We start from the raw sequence: 12,459 nt of genomic DNA, 5'->3' as shown, positions 1-12,459 counted from the left end.
CCCCCCGCCCCCGCGCCCCCCCCCCCCCCCCCCCCCCCCCCCCCCCCCCCCCCCCGCCCCCCCCCCCCCGCCCCCCCCCCCCCCCCCCCCGGCGGTCGGGGCCCGGTCACCCGGTGCTCACCGGGCGGTCGCCGGAGCGTCACACCCCCGTGGCAGCGTCGCGGGCGTCCGGTCCCCGACCCTCGGAGCGTCATGTCCTCCCGCACCGTCCGCCGCAGCGCCGTCGTCCTCGGCACCGCGGCGACCCTGGCCACCGGCACCCTCGCCGGCGCCGCGTCCGCCGCCCCGCCTCCGGGCCCCCGCCCGGACTTCACCCTGACGATCCTGCACGCCAACGACCTCGAGTCGGCCCTGCTGCCGATCACCGGCACCGACGGCGGCACCTACGGCGGCGCCGACCGGTTCGTCGAGCTCGTGCAGCGCGAGCAGGCGGCGGCGGTCACCGGCGCGCCCGGCGCCGGGCAGGCCGGCAAGCGCGGCGTGCTGACCATCTCCGCGGGCGACAACTTCCTGCCCGGCGCCCAGCTGGCGGCCGGCCAGCAGGAAGGCGCGCCGAACTACGACGCCCTCGCCCTCGACGCGGCCGGCTTCGACGTGTCGGCGCTCGGCAACCACGACTTCGACCTCACGCCGGACTTCCTCGCCGACTGGCTCGGCGACCTCGACGACACCACCGTCGTGTCGCACAACCTCGGCTTCGAGGCCGAGCCCGCCCTGCTGGCCCGGGTCCAGGACGGCACGATCGTCACCTCCCACGTCGAGCGCATCCGCGGCGAGCAGATCGGGATCATCGGGCTGACCACGCCGGAGCTCCCCCAGCTGACCAGCTCCCGCGGCGTGACCGTCGACCCCGACCTCGCCGGCATCGCCAACGCCGCCGCCGCGGAGTACGCCCGGGCCGGCGTGGACAAGGTCGTGCTGGTCTCCCACCTGCAGGACGTCGACAACGAGCTCGCCCTCGCCCGGCAGCTCTCGGGGGTCGACGTCATCGTCGCCGGCGGCGGCCACGAGCTGCTGGCCGACGCCGAGGACCCGGTCGTGCCCAACGGCACCCCCCGCTACGGCGACTACCCGCAGCTGCCCACCGACGCCGACGGCCAGGTCGTGCCGGTCGTGACCACCGCGGCGCTCTACGGCTACGTCGGCCGGCTGGTCGTCACCTTCGGCGCGGCCGGGGAGCTCATCGGCTTCGACGAGGCCGCCTCCCGGGCCATCCCGGTCGCGGCCCAGGGGCCCGACGCCGTCGCCCCCGACCCGGCCGTGCACGAGCAGGTCGTCGTCCCGGTCCAGGCCTACACCGCCGAGCTGGCGCAGACCCCGGTGGCCACGTCCGACGTCCCGCTGAACGGGCTGCGCACCGACGTCCGCAGCCGCGAGACCAACCTCGGCGACCTGGTCACCGACGCGCTCCTGGCCGAGGGCCGCGAGGTGGCCGCCGCCGCGGAGCTGCCGGCGCCGGTCGTCGCGCTGCAGAACGGCGGCGGCATCCGCAACGACTCGGTGCTCCAGCCGGGCACGATCAGCGCCCTGGACACCTACCGGGTGCTGCCCTTCACGAACTTCGTCGCCGTGGCGCCGGAGATGCCGGTGGCCACCTTCGTGGCCGGGGTCGAGCGCGGGCTCTCGGCCCTGCCCGGCGGCGCGGGGCACTTCGCGCAGGCGGCGGGCTACCGGGTCACCTACGACCTCGCCCGGCCGACCGGCTCGCGGGTGGTCGACCTCGTCCTGGACGACGGCACCGTGCTGGTCGACGACGGCGTCCTCGTCGCGCAGGTGGCGACGCTGTCGGTGGCGACCATCGACTACCTGATGCGCGGTGGTGACGGGTACCCCTTCGCGGGCGTGCCGTTCACCATCTCGACCTCGACGCAGCAGGAGGCCTTCATCTCCTACCTGACCGGGGACCTCGGCGGCGTCGTGCGCGGCGCCGACTACCCCCAGGGCGGGGAGGGCCGGATCGCACCGGCCGCCTGACCGGCGTCCCGGCACGGGCGTCCTCCGCGGTCCGCGGAGGGCGCCCGTCGCCGTTCCGGGGACGGTGCGCCGTCGAACGCCTGTTCGATCGGCGTGCGACACTCCTCGGGTGGCAGGCGGCATGCACCGGGGGCGGTCGGGGCGCTCGCTCGGTGAGCGGGCGGCGGAGTCCGGCGTCGTGCGGTCGGCCGGCCCGGCGGAGGCCGTCGCGCAGGCCGGGCAGCAGGCCGGCGCCGCCGCGCCGTTCCCGCCGCCCGACGTCCGCGACCTGCCACCGCCCCCACCCGTGGTGCGCCGCGCCGACGGCCGGGGCCGGCACTGCTGGGTGCACGACCCGCCGGGCTGGCCGGGGGTGTGGCCGGGGCTGCTGGTCGAGTGGCGGCAGGCCGACGACGGCTGGCACGGCCGGGTGGCGTTCACCGTCGCCGGGCCGGGCGGATCGGTCCTCGTGGAGGCGTGGCTCCCGGCCGCGGCCCTGGAGCAGCGCTGAGCTCCGTCCCGAGCCGGTGGTTACCGGCGGCGGCGGGCGGCTATGGCCTGGGGTGATCACCCGACGGAGAGGACGACCATGACCACCCCCGACCGCCCCAGCCTCGACGACGTCATGGACACCGAGGAGTCGGCGCCCCGCGACCGCTCCCAGCACGCCGGCGGCTACGACCGGCCCAACGACGACGCCCTCCAGCACCGCACCGAGCAGGAGCGGCAGGCCGTCGGCTCCGACGACGCCGACCCGGCCGGCGCCGAGGAGCACGCGGCCACCGATTAAGGACCCCGCTGCTCCGCGTCAGCGGGGCCACCGGGGGCGAGCGCCGCGGTGCGACCCAGCACGAGGGTGAGCACCAGCGCCGCGGCGCTCGTCCCGCCGGCCAGGGCGACCACCGCCGGCCAGCCGCCGCCGGTCCAGGCCCGGCCGGCCACCGTTCCGCCCACCGACGAGCCGACGTAGTACCAGAACGAGTACAGCGACGCGGCCTGCCCGACGGCCCGCCCGCCGCGGGCGGCCCGGGTGGCCACCCAGCTGCTGGCCACCCCGTGCGCGGCGAAGAAACCGACGGTGAGCACGCACAGCCCGAGCACGAAGGCCCACAGCGGCGCGGCGAGGGTGAGCAGCACCCCGGCGGCCATCACCGCCGACGCCAGCGGCACCACGACCCGCACGCTCCACCGGGTGGCCAGCGCTCCGGCGGCCGGGGAGCTCGCCGACCCGAGCAGGTAGGCGAGGAACACCAGGCCGGCGACCGACGGCGCCAGCGAGTACGGCGCGGCCTCCAGCCGGAACGTGCCGGCGTTGTAGACGGCCACGAACCCGCCCATGAGCAGCGCGGCCACCCCGTACAGGCCGACCAGCACCGGATCGGTGACCGCGCCGGCCAGCCGGCGCGCCAGCGACCCGCCCCGCGGCACCGGCACGAACCGGCGCGACGCGGGCAGCAGCGCCCACACCGCCGCGGTGCACGCGGCCGCCACCACCGCGATGCCGGCCGTCGTCGCCCGCCAGCCGCCCAGGTCGGCCAGGAAGCCGCCGAGCACCCGGCCGGTCAGCCCGCCGATCGCCGTGCCACCGACGTAGAGCCCGATGGCCCGGCCCGCGACCGATCCGTGCAGCTCCTCCCGGAGGTAGGCGACCGCGACCGCGGGCAGGCCGGCCAGGGCGAAGCCCTGCAGGGTGCGCACGGTCAGCAGCAGCCCCCAGCCCGGCACGACGGCCAGCAGCGCGGCCAGCGCCGCGGAGACGACCAGCGACCAGCGGAGGATGCGGGTGCGGCCGATCCGGTCGGACACCGGCCCGAGGACCAGCAGGCCCAGGGCCAGGCCGGCGGTGGACACCGACACCGCCAGCGTCGCCGCGGCCGGCGAGACGCCGAAGGCGCGGGTCAGCTCGGGCAGCAGCACCTGCGGCTCGTAGAGCATCGCGAAGACGGCGAGCCCGGCGAGGAAGACCGCCAGCGATGCCCGGCGCAGCCCCCGCTCCCCCGCCCGGTGCCCCTCGGGCAGCGGATCGGCGGCGGGCACGCGGCCCATCGTGCTCTCCGCCGTCGCCCGGCTGCTTGGCTGGGCCGGTGATCCGCCTCTCCCCCGCGGACGTCGGCGCGTGGCTGCTCAAGACCACCCGTCCGCCGGCCGCCATCGACCCCGACTGGACGGCCGCCGGTGATGCCCGCGACCTGGTCCGCTGCGTGCGCCGCTCCTACCGGCTGACGCTGGTGCGCCCCGGCCAGCCCTGCCTGCTGTGGCTCAGCGGCCGCACCGACCCCGGCGTGCACGCCCTCGGCGTGGTGACCGGCGAGGTGGTCGAGGACGGCGAGGACGGGCCGCGGCTGCCGGTCCGGTTCACCCTGCTGGCCGACCCGGTGCCCCGCGCCGACCTGCTCGCCGACCCCTCCGTCCGCGACGCCGAGGTGCTGCGGATGCCGGCCGGCAGCAACCCCTCGTGGCTGTCGCCCCTCCAGTACGCCGCCGTCCTGGCGCACGCGGGCGTCGCACCGGCCTCCCAGCCCGGCCTGGGACCATGGCGGCCGTGAGTGGATCCCGTCTGCGCTGGGGCGCCGTCGCCTGGCTGCTGACCCTGCAGTTCTTCGTCGTCGAGACCGTGACCGAGCTGCGCTTCCAGTCGGTCAACGACGTGCCCTACTCCCGCGCCGACGTCGTCATCAGCCTGCTGGGCACCGGGATCTCCCCGCTGCGGCTGCTGATGAACGGCTCGTTCGTCGTCCAGGGGCTGCTCATCGCCGCCGGCGCGGTGCTGCTGCGGCCGCTGCTGCGCGGCACCGGCGGCCGGCTGGCGACCGCGCTCCTGGTCGCCTCCGGCGTCGGCGTCGTCCTCGTCGGGCTGTTCCCGATGGACGGCGTCCTCGTCGTGCACCGCATCGGCGCCGCGCTGCACCTCGTGGCCGGCGCGCTCGGGCTGATCTGCCTGGCCTACGGCGTCCGGCCGCGGTCGGAGGCGCTCGGCACCGTGCTGGCGCTGCTGGGGCTGCTCAGCACCGGCATGACGGTCTTCTTCATCACCGGCGTCGTCCTCCTCGGCGAGGGCGGCACCGAGCGCGCCGCGGCCTACCTGCTGCCGATCGCCCTCGCGCTGGCCGGCGCCGCGCTGTGGCGCATGGGTCCCGACGGCGCCGGAGGCGACGCCGCCGACCGGCGGGCGGAGGAGCGCGCCGAGCGGGCCCGCCGCGCGCAGGAGCGCGACCAGGCGCTCGAGGCCGCCGCCGCCCGTGCGGCCGCGGCCCGGCAGGCGCCGGCCCGGCCCGAGCCGGCCGCCGACGCGGCCCGGGGCACCGACGACGGCGACGACGACTTCGACCCCGACGACCCCTGGGCCACGCCCCGCCCGCGCCGCGAGGACTGACCGCCGCCGGTCGTCGACCCCCGGGCCCACGTCGGACGCCGGTGCGCCAGGATCGGGTCATGAGCGCTCCGGGAACGCCGCGGGTACTGGTCGGGTACGACGGGTCGCCGAGCGCGGTCAACGCCATCGAGGCGGCGGCCGCGCTGCTGCCCGGGGCCGATGCCGCGATCGTCCACCTCTGGGAGCCCCCGTTCACCTCGCCGGGGCTGCGCGCGCGGCTGGCCGGGCGCGCGGAGAGCCTGGAGGCGCTGGGCGAGCTGCTCGAGCACGAGGGCTCCGCCGAGGCCGAGCGGCTGGCCCGCAACGGCGTCGCGCTGGCCACCGCGGCCGGCTGGACCGCCGAGCCGCTGGTGCACCGCGCCTACGGCGGGCCGGGCTACCAGTTCGCCCGGCTGGCCGAGCAGCGCGGGGCCGACGCCGTCGTCCTGGGCTCGCGGGGGCTGTCCGGGCTGCGCGCCCGGATGGGCAGCGTCTCCGAGCTCGTCGTGCACGTGACGCCCGTGCCGGCCCTCGTGGTGCCGCACCCGCTGACCACCGCGGAGTGGGCGGCGGCCGCCGGCGGCCCGGTGGTCGTCGGCACCGACGGGTCGCCGGGCGCGGCGCACGCCGCCGAGGCCGCGGCGCGGCTGTTCCCCGGCCGCGAGCGCCTCCTGGTGGCCGTCGAGGAGCCCGGCGAGGGCCCTGGCCCGGCCGCTCCCGACGGCGCGGAGCTGATCACCGTGCCCCGGCACGGCCGGCCCGGCAGCGAGCGGGCCACCGCGGCCGCGCTCGCCGACCTCGCCGCCGAGCGGGACGCCGGGGTCGTCGTCGTCGGCAGCCGGGGGCTCTCGGCCGCCCGCGAGCTGCTGCTCGGCAGCGTCGCCCACGAGGTGCTGCAGTGCGCCCACCGGCCGGTGCTGGTGGTGCCGCCGGCCCGCTCCTGATCGCGCCGGGGCGGCTCAGGCCGCCCCGGCCTCGGCGGGCACCGGCGCCACCGCCCGCCGCGGCCGCGACCGGCGGCGGGACAGCGCCACCCCCGCCAGGCACACCGCGCCACCGGCGACCGCGAGGGCGGGCGGCACCTCGTCGAGCAGCAGCCATCCCATGAGCACCACCAGCGGCGGCACCAGGTAGGTCGTCACGCCCAGCCGGCCGGCGTCCATCCGCGACAGCGCGTAGGCCCAGGTGCTGAACGCCAGCGCCGTCGGCACCACCCCGAGGTAGACCGTGCCGAGCAGGGAGCCGACCGGCGCCTCCCCCACCTCGCGCACCAGCACGCCGGCCCACGGCAGGCAGCACACCGCGCCGATGGCACAGGCGGTGAACGTCACCTGCAGGGCGGGCAGACGGCGCAGCACCGGCTTCTGCGCCACGACGCCGAACGCGTAGGTGACCGCGGCGACCACGCACAGCACGACGCCGGCGAGGTCGGCCCCGCCGTCGCGGGTGGCCAGCCCGATGAGCAGGACGCCGGCGAAGGCGACGCCCAGCCCGGCCACCAGCCAGCGCGGGAAGCCCTCACCGAGCACCACCCCGGCGAGGACGGCGATCAGTAGCGGGCCGATGTTGACCAGCATCGCCGTGGTGCCCGCGTCCAGGTGCTGCTCGGCGGCGTTGAGCGCGACGTTGTAGACGCCGAACCAGCCCACGCCGCAGACGGCGAGCAGGCCCCACTCCCGCCGTGTCGGGGCCACCCACCCGCGGCCGGCGGCCAGCAGCCCGAGCACCGCCGTCCCGACCAGCAACCGGCCCAGCGCCAGCGCGCCGGGCGACAGGTCGGCGCCGACCGCGCGGATGCCGACGAACGCCGAGGCCCAGGCCAGGACGGTCACGGTGACGGCGGCCAGCACCGGCAGGGCGGCGCGGGAGGCGGTGGGAGGGGTCGGCACGGCTACCGACAGTAGGTCGCCGCTCCGCCGGCGCACCGGCGGGAACCGGACATGGCACCGGCGTTGCGCAGGTCGGCAGGAGTGCTGCGGTCCCGCCGCTGCTGACGGCTCAGCCGGCCAGGTGCTCGGCGTAGGTGCGCCGCCCGCGCTCGCCGCCGCGCGGCAGCACGCCACCGTCGCGGACGGCGGCGCTCATCCGGCCCGGAACCGGGGTGGACACGACACGGGCACCGGGCTCGCGGGCCGCGGCCCACGCGCGCGCGAGGTCGGCGACGCTCAGCTCCTCCGGCCCGCCGAACTCCACGACGTCCCCCGTGGGCGCGCCGGCGGCGACCCGGGCGACGAACGCCGCGGCGTCGGCGGTGTCCACCGGCTGGGTGCGCCAGCTCATCGGCACCGGCAGCACGGGCCCCCGGCGCGCCGCCGCCAGCATCTCGTCCACCCACCCGTGGAACTGGGTGAGCCGGACGATGGTCAGGGGCAGCCCGGAGGCCCGCAGCACCTGCTCGGCGGAGTACTTGGCCCGGTAGTAGCCGTAGGGCACCCGGTCGACGCCGACGATCGACACGTACACGAGGTGGCGCAGCCGGTCGCGGTCGACCGCCTGGACCAGCCGGCGGGTGCCGGCGACGTCGACCTCCCAGGCGTTGCCCGGGTCGCTGGCCGCGTGCACCACCACCTCGGCGCCGGACAGCGCGGTGCGCAGGTCGAAGCCGGTGGCGAGGTCTCCGCGCACGCCGCCCGGGCCGGTGCCGCGGCGCGACATGTGCCGCAGCCGGGTGGCGCCCGGCTGCAGGGCGGCGAGCAGCGGCGGTCCGAGACGGCGGGTTGCTCCGGTGACGAGGACGTCCACGCCCCCAGTCTGGCCGGACCGGTCCGTCCGGTACACCGGCGCGCCACGACGGCGTCATCTCACAGGAGAGATACCGTCGGTCCCCGTGACGGTGACCGATCTCCCCATCGACCACGCCATGCGCCGGATCGGCACCCTGGTCAGGGACGCCCGGCAGCACCGCGGCCTCACCCAGACCCAGCTGGCCGAGCGGCTGGGCACCAGCCAGAGCGCCGTCGCCCGGATCGAGCAGGGCGGCCAGAACCTCACCCTCGAGCTCCTGGGCCGGCTCTCGGCGGCCCTGGACAGCGAGCTGATCAGCGTCGGGCCCTCCGGGCCGACGCACCTGCGGGTCACCGGCGGCAGCCCGCTGCGAGGCAGCGTGACGGTGAAGTCCTCCAAGAACGCCGCGGTCGCGCTGCTGTGCGCCGCGCTGCTCAACCGGGGGCGGACGACCCTGCGCAACGTCGCCCGGATCGTGGAGGTCGAACGGATCCTCGACGTGCTGCGGTCGATCGGCGTCTCCGCGGTCTGGACCGCCGACGGCCACGACCTGACCCTCGTCGTCCCCGACGAGCTGGACCTCGCCGGCATCGACGCCGACGCCGCCCGCCGCACCCGCAGCATCATCATGTTCCTCGGGCCGCTGCTGCACCGCGCCGGGAGCTTCCGGCTCCCCTACGCCGGCGGCTGCGACCTCGGCACCCGCACCGTCCAGCCGCACATGATCGCGCTGCGCCCGTTCGGCCTCGAGGTCGAGGCGCACGCCGGCGAGTACCACGCGACGGTGCGGACGCCGGCCACCGGCGACCGCACCATCGTGCTCACCGAGCGCGGCGACACCGTGACCGAGAACGCGCTGCTGGCCGCGGCCCGCGTCGACGGCACCACCACGATCCGCAACGCCAGCTCCAACTACATGGTCCAGGACCTCTGCCTGTACCTGCAGCTGCTCGGCGTGGACATCGAGGGGCTGGGCTCCACCACGCTGGTCGTGCGCGGCCGGCCGGCTCTCGACGCCGACGTCGACTACACGATCAGCGAGGACCCGGTCGAGGCGATGAGCCTGCTGACCGCCGGCATCGTGACCGGCTCGGAGCTGACCGTGTGCCGGGCGCCGGTGGAGTTCCTGGAGATCGAGCTCGCGGTGCTCGCCGAGATGGGGCTGCGCTACTCGCTGTCGCCGGAGTACCGCGCCGACAACGGGCACACCCGGCTGGCCGACATCACCATCTCGCCGTCGGAGCTGCGGGCGCCGCTGGACAAGATCCACCCGATGCCGTTCCCGGGCCTCAACATCGACAACCTGCCGTTCTTCGCCGTGATCGCGGCCGCGGCCGAGGGGTCGACGATGATCCACGACTGGGTCTACGACAACCGGGCCATCCACCTGTCCGATCTCACGCGGCTGGGCGCCGACGTCCGGCTGATGGACCCCCACCGGGTGCTGGTCACCGGCCCGACCCGCTGGCGCGCCGCCGAGGTGGTCTGCCCGCCGGCGCTGCGGCCGGCGGTGTGCATCCTGCTGGCCATGCTGGCCGCGCGCGGCACCTCGGTGCTGCGCAACGTCGACATCATCGCCCGCGGCTACGAGCACCTGTACGAGCGGCTGGTGGAGATGGGCGCCTCGATCGAGGTCTTCCACGACTGAGGCCCCTCCCCGGGCAGGGGCCTCGGCTCAGGCGGCGGACGGCAGCGTGACCCCGAAGCCGAAGAGGGCGAGGCGCAGCAGCACCGGGCCGCGGCGCCGGAGGTCGCGCACCCGCGCGGCGCTGGCCGCCTCCAGGTCGGCCACCCGGCGCGCGTAGGCCTCCGGCCCGGCGAGCCGGGCCGCGTGCAGCTCGCCGGCGTTGGCCCACACCCGGCGCCGCGACTCCCGCAGGAAGGCCCGGGCGGCGGCCTGGTTCGCGCCGGCCATCAGCCGGTCCAGCGGCGTGCGCGAGCTGCCCGCCGCCTGCAGGGCGAGGTCCTCCTCGGCCACCCGCGACGCCAGCACCCGGTCGATGCGCTCGTGGTCGCGGCGGCGCAGCTCCCGCAGCGCGGGGTCGGCGAACTCGTCCGGGCCGATCACCCGCACCAGCGACTGCGGCAGGTCGAGGTTGATGTGCGCGTTCATGCCGAGCAGCACGTGCCCCTCGGGCCGGGTGTCCGGGCGCGTCTCGAAGGCCAGCCGCCACGGGCGGGGCGTGCTCGCCGGATCGCGCCGGAACGCCTCCAGGGCGTCGAGGTAGAGCCCGGCGAAGTCGACGTCCCAGCCGGTGACCCAGTCCGGGTCCTCGAACAGCCCGCCGTCCAGGGCGGCCCCGACGGCGACCGTCGTCCTCAGGTAGGTGCCGAGGAAGAACCGCGCCGGGTCACCGGCTGCCTCGAGCTCGCCGAGCAGCGCGGACATCCGCGCCACGAGGGCGTCGACCGGTGGGGGCACGGGAGCGGACCGACGGGCCTCAGATCAGGACGTCGAGGCCATCGTCGGGCAGGCCCGACCCGGCGTCGACCGGCGGGCGGTGCGGCTGGTCCAGGCCCCGCATCCGCGCGGCGTGCAGCGCCAGCAGGAGGTTCAGCCGCAGCGTCGGGTCGGTGGTGAACGGGCCGAGCAGCCGCTCGAGCTTGCCGATCCGGTAGCGCATCGTGTTGTAGTGGAAGTGCAGCCGGCGGGCGGACTCCGCGACGTTGAGGTTGGTCTCCAGCAGCACCCGCAGCGTCTCCCGCAGGTCGGCCGAGTCGGGGTCACCGGCGTCGGCCAGCGTGCCGAGCACCTCGTCGACGTAGGAGCGCAGCTCGGTGCTGTCCGGGATCAGCGACAGCAGCCGGAAGACGCCGAGCTGGTCGAAGTGCGTGACCGCCGAGGTGCCGTGGATCTCCTGGCCGACCGCCAGGGCCCGCTGGGCCTGCTGGTGCGCGTCGCCGAGCGCGGACAGCGAGCCGGCGGGGCGGCCGATGCCGGTGCCGAGCACCCGGCCGACCCGGCGCACCCGGGCGTTGACCCGGGAGGTCACCGCGGACACCAGTGCGCTGATCTCCTCGGGCGTGCGGCCGTCCAGCGGCAGCACGGTGACGATCTCGGTGGACAGGCCCGCGACCGCGGCGCCGGAGACCTCGCCCTCGAGCGCCGACCGCCAGCCGTCGGCCAGCCGGTCGAGCACGTCGAGCGCCCGCGTGGGGTCGGCGGCCGGGTCGGCGGAGGTCTCGGTGGCGGTCACGAGCACCACCACCGGGCCGTCCAGCCGCCAGCCGAACGACCGGGTCTGGGCCAGCGCCCGCTCGGTGTGCCGCAGCGAGCCCGCGACCAGCCGGCGGACCAGGTCGCCCTGGAAGCGCAGCTCGACCGAGTGCACCGCCTGCTGGCGGATCACCGACAGCGCCGAGACGACGGCGGCGCGCTCCAGCACGCCACCGGCGCCCCACAGCAGCGGGCCGGTGCGGTGGACGGCGACCAGCCAGCCGTGCCGCTGCTCGCCGGCCATGATCGGCGCGACCGCGTACTCCCCCACCCCACCGGGCAGCTCGTGGTGGCCGGGCACCAGCAGGATGCCGTCGGCCGGGGAGAGGTCGGCGTCGGCGAGGACGTCGGCCGGCGTGACCTCGGCCTGGGCGGCCCGCTGGCCGGAGACGCGGCGGGCCGGTGCCATCTCGGCGAGCAGGTCGTCGGCGGCGGCGTCGAGCAGCCACAGCCAGTCGCTGATCTCGGCGACGTCGTCCTCGGGGCCGGCGCTGGTGACGATCTCCCGGTCGGGGCCCAGGCCGAGCACCGCGGCGCCCTCCAGGTAGTCGGCCAGCTGGGCGGTGACCTCGGCCAGCCCGCCGCCGCTGAGCGCCACGTCGATGAACTGGTCGTGCATCCGCAGCGACAGCGCGAGCGCGTCGCTCTGCTTGGCCACGACGGCGCCGAGGACCTCGGAGACGACCTCGTCCATCCGGGCGGTGGCCGGCAGCGCCAGCACGGGGAACGCGCGCCGGTCGGCCTCGGCGAGCACCTCCGCGGGCACCGGCAGCGGGCCCTCGGTGCGCCGGAAGGCCAGGCCGGCGGTGCCCATCGACTCCAGCCGCTCGACCAGCGCGCGGCAGTTGGCGGCGTCGGCCGGAGGGAGCCGCGCGCCGAGGACGACGAGGACGTCGGGGCCGGCCGCGGCCAGCGGGTCGGCGGGGTCGTCGACCACCATGTGCCGCACGACGCGGTGGCGACCCTCGGCCCCGGCGACCAGCTCGGCACCGGCGAGACCCGGCAGCTCGAGCGCCTCCTCGAGGCTGAGCCCCATGCGCTCCTGCCAGCTGGCTCCCTGGCGGGACAGTTCGGTCACCGGTGTCTCTGCCTCTCCGCGCGCGCGAGGAGCGCGCTGCTGCGGGACACTCGTGCGAGGTCCCGGCATCCCGCTCCACGATAGAGAACCGGAACGTCACGGAACGTGCCGTTCTGCGGTGAGCCCTCACTCTTC

General features: G+C 76.9%; 12 protein-coding genes. 7 read left to right on the top strand and 5 right to left on the bottom strand.

Features of this window, described 5'->3' with window-relative positions:
- The first annotated feature begins 192 nt into the window (after positions 1-192).
- The 3 genes from ACI79R_RS15690 to ACI79R_RS15680 all read left to right on the top strand — a co-directional run bounded on the left by ACI79R_RS15690 (position 193) and on the right by ACI79R_RS15680 (position 2,743).
- Positions 193-1,974 (top strand): bifunctional metallophosphatase/5'-nucleotidase, encoded by a 1,782-nt coding sequence (locus ACI79R_RS15690; RefSeq protein WP_456574575.1) that lies wholly within the window; start codon positions 193-195, stop codon positions 1,972-1,974.
- Between the two features lie 109 nt (positions 1,975-2,083).
- Complete coding sequence (locus ACI79R_RS15685) at positions 2,084-2,464, top strand: hypothetical protein (protein ID WP_456574574.1); 381 nt, start codon at positions 2,084-2,086, stop codon at positions 2,462-2,464.
- A gap of 78 nt (positions 2,465-2,542) precedes the next feature.
- A complete protein-coding gene (locus ACI79R_RS15680; protein WP_456574573.1) occupies positions 2,543-2,743 on the top strand; it encodes a hypothetical protein in 201 nt (66 codons plus the stop codon).
- On the opposite strand, the gene ACI79R_RS15675 is transcribed toward ACI79R_RS15680, so the two are convergent.
- A complete protein-coding gene (locus tag ACI79R_RS15675; protein ID WP_456574572.1) occupies positions 2,740-3,999 on the bottom strand; it encodes an MFS transporter in 1,260 nt (419 codons plus the stop codon). The two genes, ACI79R_RS15680 and ACI79R_RS15675, sit on opposite strands and share 4 nt — an antisense overlap.
- Before the next feature lie 38 nt (positions 4,000-4,037).
- Between ACI79R_RS15675 and ACI79R_RS15670 the strand changes: the two genes are divergently transcribed.
- From ACI79R_RS15670 to ACI79R_RS15660, 3 genes are read left to right on the top strand one after another with little or no spacing between them, the layout of a single operon-like run.
- A complete protein-coding gene (locus ACI79R_RS15670; protein WP_456574571.1) occupies positions 4,038-4,499 on the top strand; it encodes a hypothetical protein in 462 nt (153 codons plus the stop codon).
- On the top strand, positions 4,487-5,326 hold the full coding sequence (locus tag ACI79R_RS15665; protein ID WP_456574570.1) for a DUF998 domain-containing protein: 840 nt from the start codon (positions 4,487-4,489) through the stop codon (positions 5,324-5,326). The genes ACI79R_RS15670 and ACI79R_RS15665 overlap by 13 nt, the downstream gene beginning before the upstream one ends.
- 59 nt (positions 5,327-5,385) lie before the next feature.
- Complete coding sequence (locus ACI79R_RS15660) at positions 5,386-6,249, top strand: universal stress protein (protein WP_456574569.1); 864 nt, start codon at positions 5,386-5,388, stop codon at positions 6,247-6,249.
- Between the two features lie 15 nt (positions 6,250-6,264).
- On the opposite strand, the gene ACI79R_RS15655 is transcribed toward ACI79R_RS15660, so the two are convergent.
- Positions 6,265-7,194 (bottom strand): DMT family transporter, encoded by a 930-nt coding sequence (locus tag ACI79R_RS15655; RefSeq protein WP_456574568.1) that lies wholly within the window; start codon positions 7,192-7,194, stop codon positions 6,265-6,267.
- Positions 7,195-7,303: 109 nt separating this feature from the next.
- Entirely contained in the window at positions 7,304-8,047 is a 744-nt protein-coding gene (locus ACI79R_RS15650) for an SDR family oxidoreductase (protein WP_456574567.1), read from the bottom strand.
- Positions 8,048-8,132: 85 nt separating this feature from the next.
- Here ACI79R_RS15650 and ACI79R_RS15645 point away from each other — a divergent pair, with 85 nt between their 5' ends.
- Complete coding sequence (locus tag ACI79R_RS15645) at positions 8,133-9,677, top strand: UDP-N-acetylglucosamine 1-carboxyvinyltransferase (RefSeq protein WP_456574566.1); 1,545 nt, start codon at positions 8,133-8,135, stop codon at positions 9,675-9,677.
- A 27-nt stretch (positions 9,678-9,704) separates the two neighbouring features.
- On the opposite strand, the gene ACI79R_RS15640 is transcribed toward ACI79R_RS15645, so the two are convergent.
- The gene (locus ACI79R_RS15640) at positions 9,705-10,451 is read right to left on the bottom strand and encodes a DUF5995 family protein (RefSeq protein ID WP_456574565.1); all 747 of its coding nucleotides are present in this window, start codon (positions 10,449-10,451) and stop codon (positions 9,705-9,707) included.
- 19 nt (positions 10,452-10,470) lie between these two features.
- Complete coding sequence (locus ACI79R_RS15635; RefSeq protein WP_456574564.1) at positions 10,471-12,324, bottom strand: PucR family transcriptional regulator; 1,854 nt, start codon at positions 12,322-12,324, stop codon at positions 10,471-10,473.
- Positions 12,325-12,459: the final 135 nt, after the last annotated feature.

This window comes from Blastococcus sp. SYSU D00820 (assembly GCF_054050695.1).
The sequence above is the reverse complement of the archived record's forward strand: the minus strand, read 5'-3'. Positions and strand labels throughout refer to the sequence as shown.